This is a genomic window from Pseudomonas sp. WAC2, from assembly GCF_030403525.1.
Taxonomy (GTDB): domain Bacteria; phylum Pseudomonadota; class Gammaproteobacteria; order Pseudomonadales; family Pseudomonadaceae; genus Chryseomonas; species Chryseomonas luteola.
Window position 1 is genome coordinate 252,097 of record NZ_JAUEPD010000003.1, and the last position, 19,967, is coordinate 272,063.

At 57.2% G+C, this 19,967-nt stretch carries 18 protein-coding genes; 5 read left to right on the forward strand and 13 right to left on the reverse strand.

All coding sequences use genetic code 11. The annotated features are described in order from the left end of the window. Nucleotides 1-10: 10 nt before the first annotated feature. The 3 genes from shiA to QWJ10_RS08375 all read right to left on the reverse strand — a co-directional run bounded on the left by shiA (nucleotide 11) and on the right by QWJ10_RS08375 (nucleotide 2,679). Nucleotides 11-1,315 (reverse strand): shikimate transporter, encoded by a 1,305-nt coding sequence (gene shiA, locus QWJ10_RS08365; RefSeq protein WP_125888096.1) that lies wholly within the window; start codon nucleotides 1,313-1,315, stop codon nucleotides 11-13. 356 nt (nucleotides 1,316-1,671) lie between these two features. Then, nucleotides 1,672-1,863 carry a hypothetical protein gene (locus QWJ10_RS08370; RefSeq protein WP_010796474.1) on the reverse strand — a complete coding sequence of 64 codons (192 nt, stop codon included), beginning with the start codon at nucleotides 1,861-1,863 and terminating at the stop codon, nucleotides 1,672-1,674. A gap of 213 nt (nucleotides 1,864-2,076) precedes the next feature. Then, entirely contained in the window at nucleotides 2,077-2,679 is a 603-nt protein-coding gene (locus tag QWJ10_RS08375) for a nitroreductase family protein (protein ID WP_289925462.1), read from the reverse strand. A 71-nt stretch (nucleotides 2,680-2,750) separates the two neighbouring features. Here QWJ10_RS08375 and QWJ10_RS08380 point away from each other — a divergent pair, with 71 nt between their 5' ends. Further along, a complete protein-coding gene (locus QWJ10_RS08380; protein ID WP_289925464.1) occupies nucleotides 2,751-4,388 on the forward strand; it encodes a sugar porter family MFS transporter in 1,638 nt (545 codons plus the stop codon). A gap of 44 nt (nucleotides 4,389-4,432) precedes the next feature. Here QWJ10_RS08380 and QWJ10_RS08385 read toward each other — a convergent pair whose 3' ends face one another. The 5 genes from QWJ10_RS08385 to QWJ10_RS08405 form a co-directional block, all read right to left on the reverse strand. Then, nucleotides 4,433-5,635: an MFS transporter gene (locus tag QWJ10_RS08385; RefSeq protein WP_289925466.1), complete on the reverse strand. Its 1,203-nt coding sequence runs from the start codon at nucleotides 5,633-5,635 to the stop codon at nucleotides 4,433-4,435. Between the two features lie 563 nt (nucleotides 5,636-6,198). Further along, nucleotides 6,199-7,338, reverse strand: a complete 1,140-nt coding sequence (locus QWJ10_RS08390) for a polymorphic toxin type 44 domain-containing protein (RefSeq protein WP_289925468.1) — start codon at nucleotides 7,336-7,338, stop codon at nucleotides 6,199-6,201. A 630-nt stretch (nucleotides 7,339-7,968) separates the two neighbouring features. Then, complete coding sequence (locus tag QWJ10_RS08395) at nucleotides 7,969-9,015, reverse strand: asparaginase (RefSeq protein WP_289925470.1); 1,047 nt, start codon at nucleotides 9,013-9,015, stop codon at nucleotides 7,969-7,971. A 177-nt stretch (nucleotides 9,016-9,192) separates the two neighbouring features. Further along, nucleotides 9,193-10,992 carry a thiamine pyrophosphate-requiring protein gene (locus QWJ10_RS08400; RefSeq protein WP_289925472.1) on the reverse strand — a complete coding sequence of 600 codons (1,800 nt, stop codon included), beginning with the start codon at nucleotides 10,990-10,992 and terminating at the stop codon, nucleotides 9,193-9,195. A gap of 152 nt (nucleotides 10,993-11,144) precedes the next feature. Then, nucleotides 11,145-12,143 carry an SDR family oxidoreductase gene (locus QWJ10_RS08405; RefSeq protein ID WP_010796467.1) on the reverse strand — a complete coding sequence of 333 codons (999 nt, stop codon included), beginning with the start codon at nucleotides 12,141-12,143 and terminating at the stop codon, nucleotides 11,145-11,147. A 162-nt stretch (nucleotides 12,144-12,305) separates the two neighbouring features. Here QWJ10_RS08405 and QWJ10_RS08410 point away from each other — a divergent pair, with 162 nt between their 5' ends. Further along, a complete protein-coding gene (locus QWJ10_RS08410; RefSeq protein ID WP_125888090.1) occupies nucleotides 12,306-12,893 on the forward strand; it encodes a DUF1080 domain-containing protein in 588 nt (195 codons plus the stop codon). Here QWJ10_RS08410 and QWJ10_RS08415 read toward each other — a convergent pair whose 3' ends face one another. From QWJ10_RS08415 to QWJ10_RS08425, 3 genes are all read right to left on the reverse strand, one after another. Continuing rightward, a complete protein-coding gene (locus QWJ10_RS08415; protein WP_289925803.1) occupies nucleotides 12,894-13,418 on the reverse strand; it encodes a cupin domain-containing protein in 525 nt (174 codons plus the stop codon). It lies immediately after the preceding gene. Between the two features lie 129 nt (nucleotides 13,419-13,547). Beyond that, a complete protein-coding gene (locus tag QWJ10_RS08420; RefSeq protein ID WP_289925478.1) occupies nucleotides 13,548-14,276 on the reverse strand; it encodes an alpha/beta hydrolase in 729 nt (242 codons plus the stop codon). Between the two features lie 306 nt (nucleotides 14,277-14,582). Further along, nucleotides 14,583-16,520 carry a RecQ family ATP-dependent DNA helicase gene (locus tag QWJ10_RS08425; RefSeq protein ID WP_289925805.1) on the reverse strand — a complete coding sequence of 646 codons (1,938 nt, stop codon included), beginning with the start codon at nucleotides 16,518-16,520 and terminating at the stop codon, nucleotides 14,583-14,585. Nucleotides 16,521-16,898: 378 nt separating this feature from the next. Here QWJ10_RS08425 and xpt point away from each other — a divergent pair, with 378 nt between their 5' ends. The 3 genes from xpt to QWJ10_RS08440 all read left to right on the forward strand — a co-directional run bounded on the left by xpt (nucleotide 16,899) and on the right by QWJ10_RS08440 (nucleotide 19,242). Continuing rightward, entirely contained in the window at nucleotides 16,899-17,471 is a 573-nt protein-coding gene (gene xpt / locus QWJ10_RS08430) for a xanthine phosphoribosyltransferase (protein ID WP_289925479.1), read from the forward strand. A 204-nt stretch (nucleotides 17,472-17,675) separates the two neighbouring features. Continuing rightward, a complete protein-coding gene (locus QWJ10_RS08435) occupies nucleotides 17,676-18,689 on the forward strand; it encodes an SDR family oxidoreductase (RefSeq protein ID WP_289925481.1) in 1,014 nt (337 codons plus the stop codon). Nucleotides 18,690-18,843: 154 nt separating this feature from the next. After that, entirely contained in the window at nucleotides 18,844-19,242 is a 399-nt protein-coding gene (locus tag QWJ10_RS08440) for a YkgJ family cysteine cluster protein (protein WP_289925482.1), read from the forward strand. A gap of 108 nt (nucleotides 19,243-19,350) precedes the next feature. Here the strand turns inward: QWJ10_RS08440 and rpmG are convergent, their stop codons facing one another. Together rpmG and rpmB are read right to left on the reverse strand one after the other, a co-directional pair. Then, nucleotides 19,351-19,506, reverse strand: a complete 156-nt coding sequence (gene rpmG, locus QWJ10_RS08445) for a 50S ribosomal protein L33 (protein WP_010796459.1) — start codon at nucleotides 19,504-19,506, stop codon at nucleotides 19,351-19,353. A gap of 11 nt (nucleotides 19,507-19,517) precedes the next feature. Beyond that, nucleotides 19,518-19,754 carry a 50S ribosomal protein L28 gene (gene rpmB / locus QWJ10_RS08450; RefSeq protein WP_010796458.1) on the reverse strand — a complete coding sequence of 79 codons (237 nt, stop codon included), beginning with the start codon at nucleotides 19,752-19,754 and terminating at the stop codon, nucleotides 19,518-19,520. Between the last annotated feature and the right edge of the window lie 213 nt (nucleotides 19,755-19,967).

Consider the following 19,967-nt stretch of genomic DNA (forward strand, 5'->3'; position numbering starts at 1 on the left):
TTGCAACCACTTACCGGTGGCGCATCCGTGCCGCTACGAGTAAAGACACGAGGCAGCCGCCAGCCAGATACGCCGCGACCAGATGCCAGGACCCGTTATTGGCACTGACCAGCGAGGCGGCAATGAACGGTGTAAAGCCGCCGCCAACCACGCTGGCAACCTGATAACCGACACCGGCCCCGCTGTAGCGATACTCGGTACCAAAGGCTTCCGTGAACAGCGGCTGTTGCACGCTGACGATCATGTCATGGGCCATGTTGGCAAGCATGACGGCAAAGAACACAATCCAGCCAATCGAGCGCGCTTCCAGGGCCAGGAAGAAGGGCACAGCCGAGAGCACACCAATCGTGGCGCCGATCAGGTAGATACGGCGCAGCCCATAGCGGTCCGCCAGCCAGGCGAAGCAGGGAATGGTTACGCAGCTGATGGCACCCACCAGCAGGCCGATATTCAGGAACAGCTCGCGGGAAAGGCCCAGGTTGGCAGTCGAATAACTGAGCGCAAAGGTCGTCACGATGTACATGGTAAACAATTCAGCCATACGCAGTGCGATGATCAGGAGGAACGCGCGTGGATGGCGACGTAGCGCTTCCACGATGGGCAGCTTGACGGCCTTGTGAGCCTGTCTGACCTCACGCACGAACTCGCGGGATTCTTCCATGCTGGAGCGCACCCATAAGGCAATCAGCACAAGCACGATGCTAAACAGGAACGGCAGGCGCCAGCCCCAGCTGTGAAAGGCTTCATCGCTCAAAAAATGATTAAGTAGCGATACGCTGCCCGTAGCCAGGATCAACCCTACGCCAAAGCCTACCTGCACGCCGCTACTGTAGAAGGCACGCCGGAGCGGAGGTGCACTCTCCACGGCCATCAGGGCCGCGCCGCCCCACTCGCCGCCTACGGCAAACCCCTGGATTGCACGCAAAATAACCAACAGCACAGGTGCCCACCAGCCAATGCTCGCATAAGTCGGCAACAGGCCAATCAGGGCGGTCGAAATGCCCATGAGCATGACCGTCAACACTAGCATGCGTTTGCGGCCAAGCTTGTCGCCGTAGTGACCGAATATAAAACCACCCAGGGGACGGAACAGAAAGCCCACGCCAAACGTGGCAAAAGCAGCCAATGTCCCCATGGCCGGGCTTACGTTGGGAAAGAATTCCTTGTTGAAAATCAGCGCCGCCACGATGCCGTAGAGCAGAAAGTCATACCAGTCCACAACCGCCCCGACAAAACTGCCAAGGGCGGCCTTGCGGGCCTGTGAATCGGAGCGCCCCGGGGGCGATGCGTCGGTTGCATGGGTCATTGCGGTCATGGCTTGGGTACTGATAACAGGAGGCGAGCCGTCAGAAGTAGCTCAAAAATCCGCCCGTCGGCATGTTCATACTGCAGGTACAGGAGGGAAAGCAGACGGGAAGGTGTGAAACAGGCGCAGGGGTGGCCGATTACTCGTACGTCATACAGGACGGAGCAAACAGGCAAGGCGCAGAGAGATACATAGGGACGTCCTTATAGTTTTAATGGGCTATACGAAGAGAAGGCTTCGCACCAGAGGACGGGATAGTGTGTTGCGAGGGGTTATGAGGTCAACTGTAGGGTCACGTACAGCTCATGAAGAACGTGACCGTTAGTCGATTGACACCCGTGGCAGGACGCCAAAGGGGCGGCAAATCATTCGTCCATTAACTTCTTGCGATCTTCCACCGGCAGGCTGCGAGTCTCGGGATCGAGATCCTCCAGTTCGCCGTCGGCTTCGTCCAAGTCATTAAGAGGAGCCTGATCAGCGCACCAGAGCTCATTGGCCGCAAGCAGGGTGCTGTAGTTGGCCAGGCGGCAGGTGTGTGCAGGAATACCGGTAATCATCTTGAGTCCCTCCCAGGAAATACCGATGAATGCTGTTTTAGCTTAGTCCGGTAATCGCAGCGGGAGGTTGCAACCGATCATCGGTTGGTGTGGCGAAGGTGTCTTGCTGAAGAGGCGGATGGCTATCCAACTTTCATACACAGGATGGTTGAACGCAGCGGTCCCCATCACAGGCGCCTGATCACGAAGAACAGGCACCTGATAACGGACGGCTTAGAAGCGGTCGCGAATGACCACTTCGTCATAGGGCAGCTTGCCAGTGCGCGCATGCGCCGGCTCGGCGGCCTTGCCGACGGAAATCATCAGGCTGACGACATGGTCGCCCGGCAGATTGATCAGCTGGCCAACGGCCTCGAAATCAAAGCCGACCATAGGGCAGCTGTCATAGCCCATGCCCTTGGCAGCGAGCATTAGCGTCTGGGCCACCAGGCCGGTGCTGCGCATGGCCTCGTCACGCTGGGTCTGGGGCTTGTCACGGTAGTACGCGTCGATGGCGGGCACCATGAAATCCTGCACGGCCTGGGGTGCTTCGCTCCAGATACGGGCGGCATTCTTTTCCCAGCTGGCAACATCGGCACACACGATGACGAGCAACGAGGAATCGGTGATCTGGGCCTGATCCCAACCTACCGCACGAATCTGCTGACGCAGCGCCGGATCTGTCACTGCTACCAGACGCACATGCTGCAGGTTGAACGACGTCGGCGCCAGCAGGGCATGGCTCAGCAGTTGGCGCTGCTCGTCCTCGGTCATCCGCTGAGAAGCATCGTAATGACGGATAGCGCGACGTGCATTGATGGTTTCAAGGATATTCATACTGCGTTCCTTTAAATAAAAGTCAGGCCAGCACAAGCGTTTGGAGCCGCAACGGCCGTTTGGAAATCGTGGTGCAGAACGTAAAGGATAGCTGCGCATTTATCCAATCAAGCGTACTGATTCATTCCATCGATATCGCCAATACCGCTTCGCTAGCTGTTTTTGCTGAAACGATTGCGCAAAAAGGTGATCGAATCCCGTTTGATGACAATTTGTTTCTGAACCCTGTGGCGTCAGAGCAGTCTTTTAGCGGTTCGCCTGCTCTGGCAGGCGCGTCTGGATACAATAAAAGCAGGCAGCATCACATGGAATCTCCCACGCTCACCCTCTCGGCCCCTGTCGCTCCGGCGCGTAAAGGCCTCGTCCTTCTCATCGCAATCATTGCCGCCCTGGGTGGCCTTCTCTTCGGTTACGACACTGGGATTATTGGCGTCGCCCTGCTCGGCCTTGGCCGTGAGTTCGCGCTGAATGACACCCTCAAGCAGCTCGTCACGGGCGCCATCATCTTTGGTGCGCTGTTTGGCTGCCTGGGCACCGGCCCGATCTCCGATCGACTCGGCCGACGCCGAACCATCATCCTGGTGGGCATAGTATTCGCGCTCGGGTCGATTCTATCGGCCGTCTCGCCCAACGTGACGCTGCTGATCCTGTCGCGCTTTCTGCTTGGCCTGAGTGCCGGCAGCTCGACGCAGATTATTCCGGTCTACATTGCCGAAGTGGCCCCGCCACAGCATCGCGGAAAGCTGGTGGTACTGTTCCAGTTCATGGTGGTCAGCGGCATTACCGTCGCCTATTTCACCGGCTTTGCGCTGGACGAGCACTGGCGCTGGATGTTTGCGCTGGGCGTGGTTCCGGCCGTGATCCTGCTCGCCGGTATGTCGGTACTGCCTGAAAGTCCACGCTGGCTCCTGTCCCGCGGACGCGAGCAGGACGCACTGGCGGTCCTGGTGCGCGTCCGTGGTGATGAGGCGGCTGCCCGCCGGGAGCTGACCGAAATCAAGACCGTGAGCGATGCACCAGAAGGCACCTGGCGGGACCTGCTCCAGCCCTGGGTTCGCCCGGCGCTGTTGGTGGGCGCTTGTATCTCCATGTTTTCGCAGATCACCGGCAATAACGCACTCGTCTACTACGCACCGACCATTCTGACTCAGGCAGGCTTTTCCGATAAAACAGCGGTTCTAGCCACAGGCTGCAGCACCATCCTGGTGGTGATCATGACCGTGATCGGCAGCCTCCTGGTGGACCGCATCGGCCGCCGTCGCTACCTGCTGATCCTGATCCCCGGCTCGATCATTGCGCTGGCCATCATGGGCTACCTGTTCCAGGGTACAGGCCCCACCACTGACGTGCAGCGCTGGCTGGTCGTGGGTTGTCTGGCGGCCTACCTGATGTTCAACTGCGGCGGCTTCGGTGTGTGCATCTGGCTGATCAACTCGGAAGTCTACCCGCTGTTCGTGCGCGGCAAGGGCGCCAGTGTTGGGGCCTTCAGCCACTGGTTCTTCGATCTGGTCGTCACGCTGACTACCCTAAGTCTGGTGACGTGGCTGGGCGCGGCCCATACGTTCTGGGTTTATGCCGGAATCTCGTTGCTGGCTCTGGTCTTCATCTGGCGCTTCGTGCCTGAAACCCGTGGCAAGAGCCTGGAGAAGATCGAGCACGAGCTGCGCGAGCACCGCTTCTACCCTTACCAGCAGCGCCACGACCACTGACGCTGCTTGGCATGGCCCAACCGCATGAGGTTGGGCCGTCTCCCCTACGCCCTGCCAGTCTCGCGCTGGCGGGACTGCACGATCCACATGATCACCATCGCGAGAAGCGGCACCAGCGTCACCACGGCGGCAAAGAATTCTCCTGTCTGCCGTAGCCCGAATGCCTCCGCCGATACCCCTACGCCAATCACCGGCACCGACATCGCCACGTAATAGGTCACAAAGAGCGTTGAGGTTACAGCTGCCTTGTGCTCCCGCGGGCTGGCACCTGTCACGGCGTTCATACCGGCTCGAAACACGATGCCTTGGCCCGCTCCTGCGATTACCGTTCCCAAGAGCAGAAACCCGACCTGTGCAGTAGCAATGCTGACACCAATAGTGGCCGTGCCCAGTGATAGGGCAATGCAGCCAATCGTCATGTGTAAGTGTGCGGGCAGCTTTTTCAGCAATGCCTGCCCGATGATGGATGAGACAAACAGCAGGCAGATAACCGCGCCAATGGTAACGCCATGGGTATGCCCCATGACTTGGCCCATAATGGCCGGCACGACGGCCGTAAACAGCCCCGCCACGCTAAAACCCGCCATCCCCGAGAGGGCAGCCGGGATAAACAGGGCTCGCACCTCCCGCGGCAGATGAGGCTTCTGTATTCGTAACCTCGGCTTAGCCGGGCGCTGGACCGTCTCGTGTGCCAACAGCACACCCACTGCTGCAACAACCAATAAGATCAGGTACAGGCTGAACACCAGATGCGTTGGATAGGGCAGATACGTCGATAGGATGCCTGCTACCGGAGGGCCCAACCCCAACCCGAGCATGTTGGAAGCCGTAGCCACCAGGGTCGAGACATTGCGCCACGGCTCAGGCGCTAGCTCCAAGACGGCCACAGTGGCCGTACCGGTATAAATACCGGCGGAAAAACCGGAGAACAGCCGTGCCAGCATCAGCCCACCGATACTGTGGCTGAACAAAAACATCACCGTGCTAACGGCCGACAGGGCAATGCCGGCCAAGAGCATCTGCCGCCGCCCCAGCTGATCCGACCAGCTTCCTGCTATCAGCAGCGCTGCAATCACACCTGCGGCATAAATGGAAAAGATCAGCGTCACCCATGTTTCGCCAAAGCCCATCTCCCGTTGATAAAACACATACAGCGGCGTGGGCAGTGTGGTACCCATCATGGTGATCAGAAAGGCACAGGCCACCCAAATAAAGGCGCGACGGGGATGTGAAGCACTCGCAGGCATGCTTGCTCCTAGGCGTATTGATCATTATTTGAACAGCCCGACTGGAGGTGGTCGGGAAAGCGGTAGACCGAACACGATGGCGAAGCGTTCGGTATGAAGGACAGCCCGGAGAGGGTTTAGCCTGGCGGAATGCCTAGCTCGACGGGTGTCTTGTGAGAATGAAATGATGGGTATGGCTCTGCTCAACCCATCCTATGGGCTGCAAGCATATTGAGTTCTAATTATCGCATTGTCTGTAATTTCGACTAAGCGTCCTATGCGTATCGATATGGCCATTAGCGTCTAGATAAATATCTACTGACCGCCAGGATGAGGGAGCTGTAAAGCAGCTCCACTGACCCTCTACATGCCAATCGAAACGGAAGAAGTAATCTTCGCCAGGAAACAAGGGAACAGGGCCCGATATCTCTTCGCCAGGAGGCAAACTCCCTTTAGAAATCGAGTGCTCGATATTCAAAATGTAGCCTAGCGGGGCTTTAGCATTATCACTGTAGTGAATGGTTACGGCAGGCCAGTTTGTTAAAACCAGGAGTGTTAGTAAGCCAGCTAAAATAACTCCATATTTAATAGCAGCACTGATGCGCACGGTACCCTTCTCCCCAACCACTTCCTATTTTTTCTATTTCATCTAGTAGCAATTGCGCTGTAATTCCACCATTAGGCTGCGTTTTATAAAGCTTAATCCCGAGCGCTATAGAGGTCTGATCGTTAACATCATCCCAACCGCGAAGTCCTTCTGCTCCAGTATATCGGTGAGGGCCTGGTGTTTTTTTACCACTGAATATTCCTATTCCCTGACGTAGCGTATCTGAGCCAATCTGCTCAAGGCCTGCGCCATCTAGCAATTCACTTTCAGTAAAGCCAGCGGCCATTCCAATGTATCCATAATGGATATTTGACCAAATGTCGTAGTAGTAGTCATGGTCACTGTATTTTTGCCAGACGCCACCGAACCGCTTTGAGATAATTGGCTTATGATCCCATTGTGCATTTTGCCCGACATTTTTAGCCCACATTGTATAGGCGGCTGCTTTATTACGTAGGGCTAAAGAAGAGAAGTCAGGTGTAGGACCTAGACGGGCATAAATTGGCAACTCACGATACTTACGCTCCGCCTCAAATGGATTATAAGTATTAAGCTCACGCATATCTTTGACAGCTGGGCTGGAAAGGTTCTGATTCATTTCTCCAGCCATATATTCAGCTATCGGTACTGCGGAGTCAGGATCATTGCAGATAGTTTGAGGGCCTTCTTCTGAACGTGTGAGTTGGTTTTTTTGATGAGCGTCTACATTGATAAGCGCATCTGCTGCCTTCGCCTTGCTTTCAAGGTCAGGATCAACAGCTAAAGCCGCTATCAAATTATCATCTACCTGTCCGTTGGTACTGATAGCGCCTAATTTGGCGAAATCAACTACCAGACCACTTCCACCCATTCTAAAGCCGCCCAGCACATCGGCGCTTCCAGTGAAGATAGTTCCCCCATGGTCAGTAGGGCTACCTAGATAAGCGAGGGGCCTGCCGTTGATTATGATGCTAGGAAAGCCGCTCGTAATAATGGCACCACAACCAGCAATATCACCGACTCGTGCAGCACCTAAGCTGTTAATCAGGGTATCGAGTGAGCTGGATGTAATAGGTGAGGTTCCGTGGCCTGGTATTGGGCAGACATGCGTGTCTCCCAAACGTGCAGATGCAGCCATGCTTTTAATCGTCCATGATTGAAATAATAGAAATGTAGTTTACAGACTACATTTCTTGACCCTCACGACAATGGTCACGTCTTTATGGTATCTAAACGACCAAGAAATGAGATACCTCAACCTGTAAGGTTTCGCTCAATCCTGTCGCAAAAAGCTTTCTGATAAGCTCAGGCTCAATGTGGCTACCTCGCTTTCAATGGATAAGGGCTGTGCGGCGAGTTGGTAGCCTATGAAAGATCACTCCCACTGACGACCTCGCTAGAGAAGCAGGCATTGCTCATCGATCTCAATCAGAGTGCCGCCAGGTAGATCGTTCAGAGATGCACACCATATGCGCTTGCTGCCGCTCTTGTTTAAACGAGACGTATGAAGCAGATAGTCCATAGTATCTATGGATGGGTTTGGCTGCTCATAAAGCATGTAATCCAGGTTTCTTAAAGTATTTGTACGCCTTAAGACGGCAACCGGCACAAGGCCAGTGGCTTAGGGCCTGATAGGTATCACTCTGCTCAACCCATCCTACGAAGCGGTTTGTAACGAGGCCGGTGAGTGGCACATACAGAGGATAGGCGAAGCGATACCCCTCTCGCATATGCCAACCTGACCTGCCACATCGGCCACAACCGCGCCCTATTCCTCCGCGCTGAAATACCGCTCGATAGTGGCCATGTCCGCTCCGGTTGCGAGGGCCAGCGACAGGAGAATGCGTGACTTCTGAGGATTGAAAAAGCCGCTGCCAATGCCCTCTTCCTTCTTGCTGACGAATCCAGAGCCGGTACGGGTGGAGCGAATCACGGGAATGCCCTGCTCCATGAGCCGTTTGACCGTCTCCTTGGTACGCGTCGGGATGGAGCCGTTACCTGTACCGGCGATCACAATGCCCTTTGCACCATCCTTGAGCGCGGCGTCAATGAGTGCACTGTCCTGGTCCTGATAGCTGTACAGGATCACTACCTTGGGCAGGCTTTCCTGCTTGGAGACATCGAAATGCCTCTTGCCGGTCGGTGTGGCAGGAGAATAGTAGAACCGGGGCGTAATGCCGACAAAACCGCCCAGGTAGCCCTGCTCGGCCGCGCGGAAGGTGTCGGGCGTGATGGAGTTGGTCTTGGTGGTATAGAAGGCCGAGCCGATGCGGTCGTTCAGAACGACCAGGGTGCCACGGCCGTTGGCCTTGTCATTGGCTGCCAGACTGACCGCCTCGAGCAGGTTCATGGGCCCGTCGGCCCCTACAGCTGTAGCAGGGCGCATCGCTCCCACCACTACCACGGGCTTTTCGCTTTTGACGGTCAGGTCGAGGAAGAAAGCCGTTTCTTCCAGCGTATCGGTACCATGGGTTACGACCACGCCATGGACTGCCGGGTCTTCCAGTTTTTGGCTGATCGTTTTTGACAGCTTCAGCAGTGTCTTCTGGTCCATGTCTTGACTGGGCATGTTGGCGAGTTGCTCGCCTGTTACCGTAGCCACCTGATTCAGCTCCGGCACAGCCTTGATCAGGGTTTCGATACCCAGCTTACCGGCGTCGTAGTCAGTGGTATCGGTGCTGGAGGCCGAGCTGCCGGCAATGGTGCCGCCAGTGGCGTAGATGACGACGCCGGGCTTGGCGTCTGCGGCAAACAGGGAGGCTGTAGAGAGCGCAAGGGCGACGCTCAGGAACGCAGGGGCAAAACGAACAGGCATGCAATGTCCTTACTGTGAACCGGGAAAACGTGACTGTGACCACGTATTTCCTTACGCAAGGACTGTGCCCTGCTAATCAGGCGACGGGTATCGTTCTGCTTTATCCATCTTCCCAATAGATCGGGGCGCTGCATTCGCTACACGCCCCGGTCTATTGGCAGCGCCGAAACGGCGGTCCTACTTGTCCTTGTTCTTGCGTCCGGGCAGCACTGAATTAAGTACCTGCTTGGCCGTTTCCTTGATGATGCCGCCTTCGTTCGGATCGCCATGCAGAAGCGATGAGGCAAAGCTTTTAGCCTGCTCGATAGTGAAATGCGGCGGCAGCGGTGGCACATCCGGATCGGTCTTGAAGGTGATAACGACTGGACGCTCGGAGGCGAGTGCCTCTTCCCAGGCGGAAGCTACCCGGTCGGCGTTGTCGACATAGATACCCTTGAGACCGATGGACTCGGCGAACTGGTGATAGGGCACATCCGGAATGTTCTGCGAGGCTTCGAACTTGGGATCGCCGTTCATGACCCGCTGCTCCCAGGTCACTTGGTTCAGGTCTTCATTGTTGAAGACGGCGCAGATCCACTTGCCGTTGCCCCACTCGCGCCAGTATTTCGCTACCGTGATCAGCTCGGCCATGTTGTTCATCTGCATCGCACCGTCACCCACCAGGGCCACCACCGGGCGGTCCGGGTGGGCAAACTTGGCGGCGATGGCATATGGCACTGCCGCGCCCATGGAGGCAAGGCCACCGGACAACGAGCACATCATGCCGCGGCGCATCTGGACATCGCGGGCAAACCAGTTGGCGCAGGAGCCCGAGTCACTCGTCACGATGGCGCGATCCGGCAGGCGCGGCGACAGCTCGTAGGCCACCCGCTGTGGATTGATCGGTTTGGCATCCGTGAGTGCACGGGCCTTGAGCGTCTCGTCCGAGTCCTTGCGCCAGTTTTCGATGGACGAGCGCCAGGCGCGATCTGTCTTCTCGCGCAGCAGCGGCAACAGGGCGCGCAGGGTCTCGGCCGAGTCACCTTCAAGGTTCACCTCCATGGGATAGCGCAGGCTGAGCATGTCGGCCTTCAGATCGATTTGCACGCCGCGGGCCTTGCCTTCTTCAGGCAGGAATTCGGAATAAGGAAAGCCGGAACCGATCATCAGGAGCGTGTCGCATTCACTCATCAGCTTATAGCTCGCCTCGGTGCCGAGCAGGCCAATGGAGCCTGTCACCCAGGGCAGTGCATCAGGAAGCGCAGCCTTACCTAACAGCGCCTTAGCTACGCCGGCACCCAGTTTTTCGGCTACTGCGATTACCTCATCTGCTGCACCCAGAGCACCGGCGCCCACCAGGATGGCAACCTTCTCGCCCGCATTGAGGACGTCGGCGGCCCGTTGCAGATCAGCCTCGTAGGGTACAACCTTGGGCTTGCTGTAGCCCACACCGGAGTGGATGGTGCCGTGCTTGTGGGGCGGATCGGAGTACTCAAGCTCCTGAATGTCATTGGGCAGGATGATGGCCGTGACACGCCGCTCACCTACCGCCGTACGAATCGCACGATCCACCAGATGACGAACCTGGGACGGCGCCGAAGCCTGTTGTACGAACGCACCCGCTACGTCCTTGAACATGGAGACCAGATCCAGCTCCTGCTGGTAATGGCCGCCTAGGGCAGTGCGGGCCTGCTGTCCGCAGATGGCCAGCACCGGTACGTGGTCCATGCGGGCATCATAAAGGCCGGTCAGCAGGTGCGAGGCACCAGGGCCTGAGGTAGAGATGCAGACGCCCAGTTCCCCGGTGAATTTCGCATCGGCTGCCGCCATGAAGGCGGCCATTTCCTCATGGCGGGCCTGGATGAACTTGATCTTCTCGTTCGAACGGTTCAGTGCGCCAAAGACACCATTGATCCCGTCACCCGGGTAGCCATAGATGCGGCGTACGCCCCACTGGTACAAGCGTTCGACTATGAAATCACCGACGGTCATCGCCATGAGAACCTCCCTAGATCGGCTGTAAGCGGAATGGGTGCTTACTGACCTAGACAGGCTCACTCGGCGAGAAGGTCCTCAATATCTGAAAATAGATGGCCGACTCGTTCGTGAGCCTCTGCGTCTGCAGGAGCCTTATGCCTCCGCACAGGCATTTAGAAGGGCTTCAGGCGACGCAGCTTGGCCAACGCCATTAGTCCGGCACCCGCAGCCACAAGGGCCACCATGCTGACGATATCCGAATCCACCGAAACGGCCTTGTTGCTGGCCTTTTGGTTGAAGCGCCCGTGGGTGCGGTGCAACCCCTCGACCGGCTCGAACAGATAATCTGCCCGCTCGGGGTTTTCCGGCTCGTTGGTCATCTGCCCGCTGTAGGCCTGCTTAGCCATGACCGTATCCAGAAGCCCTGGCGCCACCATATTGCCCAGGATGGCCTGGATTGTGGTCTTGCCCAGCCAGATCTCGCGGGGCGCACGCATGGCGGCATCAAAGATGGCCCGTGCTGCGACTTCGGGCTGATAGATGGGAGGCAGTGGCTGGCCGCGCTTGCCCAACTTGTTGCGGGCCCAGTCGAATTGCGGCGTGTTGAGGGCTGGCAGGTGAACCATGGTAAGCCGGACACGGCTCTTGTCATGGATCAGCTCACTGCGCAGGGAATCAGTAAATCCACGAATGGCCGCCTTGGCACCGCAATAGGCCGATTGCAGTGGAATCGAACGGTACGCCACCGCCGAGCCGACCTGCACGATAGTGCCACGGTCCCGCACCTTCATGCGCTTGAGAGCCGCCATGGTGCCGTAGGTGCAGCCCAGGTAGGTCACATCCGTCACGCGGCGGTACTCTTCCGGCGTCATCGAGCCAAAAGCCCCAAGAACCGTAGTCATGGCGGCATTGACCCAGACGTTGATCGGTCCGAGTTCTGTTTCCACACGCTCCGCGGCCTGCTCGACCTGGGCGGCATCAGCCACATCAGCCTTGCAGCCCAACGCCTTGGCACCCAAGGCCTCCAGCTCGGCAACCGTCTCAGTCAGCCCCTGCTCGCCCCGGGCGATGACTGCGACCTTGTAACCCGCTTGAGCAAAATAGTGAGCGGTTGCGCGACCGATACCGGCCGTGCCGCCCGTGATGACGACTACAGGTGATTCATGCGCCATGTTGATGCCCCGACATTGTTGGAGGTGTCTTCAACGGACTGCCCTGTCAGGAAGCCGGTTCAATCCGCTGCGATGACGCCCATCGGGTTTACGGCTCTGAACCGGACAGACGGGATGCCAGTCTTATGGTCAGGCGTATCGCTTTACAGGAGGCGCAACACCATGATCGAGGTACTCGATGCCCATCAGTGGCGGGCTTATCAAGGTGAAGACTTCCCGCTTGGCAGCTGGAAAGACGACAACGGAATCCTGCGTGCCGATCCTGCTGCCGCGCGAGTCGATCTAATCTCCCGGCAATCGTATCGAAACTTTTCCCTGACGTTTGAATTCAGCCTGGCGGCGGGTGGAAATGCCGGGGTGCTGTACCGGGTTGCCGAATCCTGGCCCGAATCCTGGCAGGGCGGCCCAGAGATGCAGCTCCTGGACAATGCCAGCCACCCGGACGGGCAGAATCCGCTCACCACCCATGGCGCGCTTTATCAGCTATTGGCACCTACCGAGCCCACTCCGATTCAGCCCGGCGAATTCATGAGCGGCCAACTCATCGTTCGCGAAAACCACGTTGAACACTGGCTCGCTGGACGATGTGTATTACGCTACGATCTATACGATACTGCCCTGCGTGAGGCCATCAGCCAGAGTAAGTTCAAACACAATCCTGATTTTGGTCTTACAGAGGGACATATCATCCTTCAGCACCATGGCGATGAAGTGTGTTTTCGTTGCCTGCAAGTCGAAGCCTTGCTCTGATCACTGCTGTAGACGCCATGCCTTAAGCAGTACGCCGTCCTTGCCTGTGACCGGATCGGCCTCAGGCATAGGCACCTGGGCGATACGAGTAACCGAGGCATCATGAGTGGCGGCATTAGCACGCTGGATATCATAGTCCTCCTGCCCGCGCGGATAGGCCCCAACGACCACGAAGTCATCGCTTTCCTCGATGCGGCAGTGCCCGGTTCCGGCGGGCAACACCAGCACATCCCCTGCCTCCACCGTTAGCTCCTGGCCGGACTCGCCTCCCAGAATGATCCGCGCGTGCCCGGATGCCACACCTAGCACCTCGTGAGCAGTCGAGTGGTAATGGTGATAGTCGAAGATGCCGGCCCGCCATTGCGGTGGCCAGCCGTTCGCAGCAAACAACGCTTCGAAGGCCGCGGCGTTGTCCTTACCCTCAAGCGGTACGGCACGATAGACCAACACCGGGAATGGGCTGTTGGGAATACGTCCGTCATCCTTGAAGAACAACCGATCCGGCTCGCCCGCCTGGGCGGGCATACTCAGCGCCGACACCGCGGGCGCAAGACTCAAGGCAAACAGCACCGCATTGTAGGTAGAGCGTGTGGAACCCATAGCTATTCCCCCGATAGGTATAACAGATTCGAAGGGCTATCCGGGTGGGAAGTTTCACAGGCCGTGCAGCCAGCTCCTCAGCAGCTCGGTAGTTCGCTCCGGCCACTCCAACGGCGGCAGATGACCGCACTCGGGCAGTATTTCCAGGCATGAGCCCGGGATGCCGGCGTGCATCTTCTGCGCCTCAGCCACAGGCGTGAGCTTGTCGTTTTCACCCACGACAATCAGGGTCGGCACAGTAATGCTCGCCAGGGTCGGAATCGAATCCGGACGATCGATAATGGCCTGCTGCTGGCGTAGAAACGCATCGCGCCCTACCCGCTTGCCCATGGCGATCACCTCATCGGCAACCGGCGTACCGATCCGGCTTGGATGGATCAGGTTTGGCAACAGCTGAGGGCTGATTCCCAAGAAGCGCCCACGCTCGGCCAGGGCCTTCATGCCGACCCGCTGGCGGGTACGCTCAGGGGCATCGAGGCTGGCCATGGTGTCGACAAGCGCCAGCCGCATGACCCGCTCCGGCGCCTGTCGCATGATCTCGAACGCCACGTATCCCCCCATGGACAACCCCGCCAGCGCAAACCGGGCCGGTGCCTCGGCCAGTACCCGTCTCGCCATGCCTTGAATGCTTCCGTCACGGGTCAGGTCGGCAATGTGCGTATCGGCCACGTCGGCCAGCGCTTCGGCTTGCAAACGCCACAAGGCGGCATCGCACAGAAGTCCGGGAAGAAACACCAGCGGGACGTGGGCCTCAGGTCTGAAGGATGCAGCAGAAGTGATCATTAGAGGGTTATTCAGCAGCAAAAGCTGCGTTCTATACGGCCTTCGTCAGCGATGCAAGTACTGACCCCTTATGGCGGCGCAAAACAGGATGGATCACACCTGAATCAAGCTGCCCTGCACCACAGAGTAATGCCCATAGGCTGCCGGACCGCGTAAGCCGTTGATTCAGGCACACCCTATCGACTCTCACCCCGCTGGAGGGGCGCGACTAGCCTGGCAACGAGCCCTCAAGCCTCATGACAGGACAGCCGTGGCACAGTTGCGTCTGTTATGGGCAGACGCAGTGATCTCATCACGGGCACGTCATCATTTGACGTTAAAGCCGGCCTGGGCCAGCCAGGCTCTTACTTCCGCATAGGGATAAGCCTCCAGCGCAGCAAAACCAGGCAAGCTTCTGGCTTTGAGTCGAGTGAAGGCGGGTGTGTTGAGGCCACATAGGAACCGTGTCATGGACTCAACACTGGGTACGTCTCCCCGGGAGGCCATATAGTGCTCCCGAAAGGCGCCACATAGCGTTTCAGGGTTTTGCCTATCCAAAGGCGGTAAGGCGGCCGGGGCTGGAAGAACTGCCACCGTGCCGCGGCAGACGGAGCAATGCCCGCATTGCTCAGGCGCCTGCGTATCACCAAACCACTCAGCCAGACGGTGGCTCAGGCAACGGTCACTGGCGAATAGATCAAGCATGGCGTGGGTTCGCGCAACCTCGGCCTGCTCTTTTTCCTGGAAGTACCGATGCAACGTAGCGCCTAGTGTCTCGACATCGATTGCAGCCTGTAAGCGACGATACACCTCAGTCATCTGCTTACTTTCCAGCTCAATCCAGCCTTGCTCGTGAAACCACTCCAGCGCAGTGATTACCCGGCTACGTTCAGCGCGATACTCACGGTGCAACTGATCAAAATTGACCGTGCACCAGGTACGCGCCCGAACAGAGGTTTCGACAATAGCCTCAACAAATTGCCGACGCTCACCTTCAAATCGTTCAATCAAGGCTTCAGGCTCACGAAGGTATTTGAAACGATAATCAGCGAAATAACTGTATTGCGGTGCAATCAGGCCCTGAAGCTCCAGTTGTACGAGCAAGGTCTTGAGCGGCAACAGGCGAATGTCACTTTGATCGGACAGGCTGTTGAACTGCAATACCCATTCGCCTTTCGGCGCCGCCTGCAAGTCCTTAAGAACGCTGCGGATACCACTCAGCTCCGGTGTGTCACCATAAACAAAATTTTCCAGCACATTCAAGGCATCGCGGTTAGCCAGTACCAGGCACTCGGAGCGCTCACCGTCACGTCCGGCGCGACCGATTTCCTGGCTATAGCTCTCGATTGATTTGGGCAAGTCGTAATGCACTACGTAACGGATATCGCGCTTGTCGATTCCCATGCCAAAGGCGATGGTGGCCACAATGCAGGTCAGTGTGCCGGCCATGAACTGCTGCTGAATGCTGTCGCGCCGTTCATGAGGCAGACCAGCGTGGTAAGCCCCGGCACGAATCCCGGCACGTACCAACTCATCCGCCAGCTGCTCGGCTGTTTTCTGCTGCGTGACATAAACAATGCCGGATTGACTGGCCCGCGGCGCAATCCAATCCAGCAAATAACGTCGTTTGTCTTCCCCGCTGACAGGTTCGACCTGCAAGTCCAGATTGGAGCGATAGAAGCCGGTCGTCACCACATCGTCATGAGCGATTCCAAAGCGGGCCTGCATGTCTGCAATAACCCGAGGCGTTGCCGTCGCAGTTAGCAGCAAGACCTGAGGGATCCTGAAATCACGTTGATAATCAGGGAGCTTAAGGTAGTCAGGACGAAAATTATGGCCCCACTCGGATAGGCAATGGGCTTCGTCGATTACCAACAGGGAAATAGGTACCTGGGCGATAAACTGGCGAAAGCGTTCATTCTTAAGCCGCTCTACCGAGATCATCAGAATCTTCAGTTCACCGGAGCGGGCTCTGGCCATGGTGGCTTGGATATCTTCACGGCGCTGTGCCGAATCGATACTGGCAGCAGCGATCCCGCGGGCCTTCAGAAACGCAAGTTGGTCCTGCATCAGGGCCAGCAGAGGCGAAATGACCAGGGTGAGGTGTGGCAGAAGCAAGGCGGGCAATTGATAGCACAGCGACTTACCCGAGCCGGTTGGAAAGATAGCAGCAGCCGAACGGCCAGCCATGACGGTACGAACTACCTGACCCTGGCCAGGGCGAAAAGAGGTATAGCCGAACACATCGGCCAGAGTTTGCTCGATCACAGCGCTTCCAGGAAATGGGTGTAATCGCTAAAGAGTGAGCAAGCCGGTGTTGTCATGCAAGAAATCTTTAGGCCATCGAAGCGGTACGCGCCTTTTCGATAAAGCGGTTGTATCACGCTGGCTTTCAACATGGGCGGTGTGCTGTAAACAATCCATGCACAGAGTCAATTCAGAGGTGATCTGCAGGCGTAATAACGCCAAAAAACGATGAGATGAAGCAAAATTACTGCTGTTTTTTATTAGTGGTATGTCGATACGTCTTAATATCCGGCAAAATTGTCTTTTCCCCTTAAACGATTTCGATCAGCAGCGCCTCTTACCAAGGCGTTGACAGTATTTTTTTACCGTCTCTGATCGCCTTTGAAGGACACCTGTGTGGACACCCTTAAAAGCAAGATCCAGGCTGAAGGCCAAGTTCTTTCCGACCAAGTACTGAAAGTCGATGCCTTTCTAAACCATCAGATCGATCCGAGCCTGATGGGTGAAATTGGCGACGAGTTTGCCCGCCGGTTCGCCGATGCAGGCGTGACCAAGATCGTTACGATCGAGGCCTCTGGCATCGCGCCCGCCATCATGACTGGTCTGAAGATGGATGTGCCGGTGATTTTCGCTCGCAAGCATCAGTCCCTGACGCTTACCGACAACCTGCTGACCTCCACGGTCTACTCGTTCACCAAGCGTGTCGAGAGCACCATCGCGATCTCCATGACGCATCTGTCCAGCGACGACCACGTCCTGATCATTGATGACTTCCTGGCCAACGGTAAGGCGGCCCAGGCACTGATCTCCATCATCCAGCAGGCTGGCGCCAGCATCGCCGGACTAGGCATCGTGATCGAGAAGTCCTTCCAGGTCGGCCGTCAGGAGCTTGAGAAACAAGGGTACCGTGTCGAGTCCCTGGCTCGGGTGAAATCGCTGGAAGGCGGACAGGTCACGTTCGTCGAGTAATCCTGGCCTCGACAGCAACGCGCGAAGCCGTTAGCACGAAAACAGCCGTTTTTTGCCATAAACGGTTGCGATCCTTCACGATTGATCGACAGTCGGTTCCCGGAAACAAGGAACCTCGCTGAATGCCTGACCTTCTACTGATGTGAATACCCGACACAGCCAGCGACTGTGCTCGGTTTCTTTTCCTCACAGAAAGGAGGACACATGAACGTCAGGCTTAAACCGCTCAACGAGCAAGTGATCGTTATTACCGGTGCCTCCAGTGGTATCGGTCTTGCGACGGCCCGAATGGCTGCGCAGCAGGGTGCCCGTCTGGTTCTGACGGCACGCAATGAAGAAGCGCTGCAGGAGATCGAGCGCAGCCTTGGAGGCGGCGATACGGTAGTGACGGTTGTTGCCGATGTTGGCCAGCGTGACGAGCTGCAGAAGGTGGCCGATAAGGCACTGGAGCGCTTTGGTGGCTTCGATACATGGATCAACAACGCGGCGACCTCCGTCTGGGGCACGGTTGAGGAAGTCAGCGACGAGGACTGCCGCCAACTGTTCGAGACCAATTTCTGGGGTACCGTATATGGCTCAAAAATCGCGGCGGCCCACCTGCGTGAGCGTGGCGGTTCGATCATTAACATCGGTAGCCTCGAGTCCGCCGCACCGCTTCCCTACCACTCCATGTACAGCGCCAGCAAACACGCTATCAAGGCGATGACGGATGTATTGCGGGTCGAACTGCGCAAGGAGAAGGCACCTGTATCGGTGACGCTGGTCCGTCCAGCCTCCATCGACACGCTGTTCAACGACCACGCCAAGAACTACCTGTCCAGTGCGCCTGTGCTTCCCCCACCCATCTATACCCCGGAAACCGTCGCCAGAGCCATCCTGAAGGCAGCCGTCCACCCGCAACGCGATGTGTTTGTTGGCAGCCCCGCCAAGACCATGACCAAGATCGCTCAAAACTTCCCGCAGCTGTATGACCTCATCAGCGAGAAGCTCCTGGCTAATGCCATTCCCAGCGGACGCCCCGACAATAACCGTGAGGGCGAGATGTATTCGGCCGATTACACCCCAGGCAATTACGGTCAGGTCAGTGGCCGCAATCCCGGTCCCAAGATGCAGCACAGCCTGTACACCCAAGCCTCTCAGCATCCGATTGCCAGCACAGCCCTGGCTGTCCTGGGCGGTCTCGTCATTGGTGCGCTGGTAAAAGGACGCCGACACTGATGCTGCCTACCCTGCCTGCCGCTTAACGCTGCGCAGGCAGGATACGCACCCTGCGATAAAAGCGACGGATCGCCGTATGTGATTGATCAATCGGCGAGCAAACGCTCGTCAGGCCCGGTATGATCCGCGCCCCGCTTCTCCTGCTGATTGATCCATGAAAAAACCGCAACTGGTCGCCGCGGCCGAACTTGACCGTCTTGATACCTGGGCCAAATACTACAAAGGGCTGTGCCGTGATTGCATGGCTACCTGCTGCACGCTTCCCGTAGAGGTCCGCATCAAGGACCTGATCCGGATTGGTGTAGTGGATGAGTTCGAAGCGGGCGAGCCGCCCAAGAATGTCGCCAAGCGCCTCATGAAGGAAGGCATTGTCGAACGCTTCAACCAGAAAAGCGGCGTCTTTACCCTGACCCGCCTGGCCAATAACGACTGCCTTTATCTGGATCGCAAGAGCCGCCTGTGCACCATCTACGACAAGCGCCCCGATACGTGCCGCAACCACCCGCAGATTGGGCCGCGTCCGGGCTATTGCGCCTACAAGCCCAAGGGCTAAGGCTTCAGCACACCATTTTTCGATATCAGAAAGCAAAAAACCCAGCGGTTAGGCTGGGTTTTTTGTGTGCCGTGATTCCGCCGAAGCGGTCACGAAAGACAGGATCAATTACTTGATCTTGGCTTCCTTGTACATCACGTGCTTACGCACAACCGGATCGAACTTTTTGATTTCGATCTTTTCGGGCTTGGTGCGCTTGTTCTTGTCGGTGGTGTAGAAGTGACCGGTACCGGCACTGGACACCAAACGGATCAATTCACGCATGATGAAGCTCCTTAGAATTTTTCGCCGCGAGTGCGCAGCTCGGACAGTACGGTATCAATACCGCGCTTGTCGATGATACGCATGCCCTTGGCAGAAACGCGCAGACGCACGAAACGCTTCTCGGACTCAACCCAGAAACGATGGTAGTGCAGATTCGGCAGGAAACGACGACGGGTTTTGTTGTTAGCGTGGGAAACATTGTTCCCAGTAACCGGACCCTTACCGGTCACTTGACAGACTCTAGACATGCCTCAGCCCTCATAAACCACATGCCAAACCCGGCATGGGTTGGCCGCTTGAATCGTTTGAAAATTCCGTTTAGTCGGGGCGGTGTCGGCTTTTCTGCAACACTCACAGAGCCATGCCCCGAAAAAAGAGCGCTGTTTTATACCAGAAGAGCCTTGATGTATCAAGGACATAACCTATTGGGCCGACCAGGTGAGACCCGCATGGATACTGCG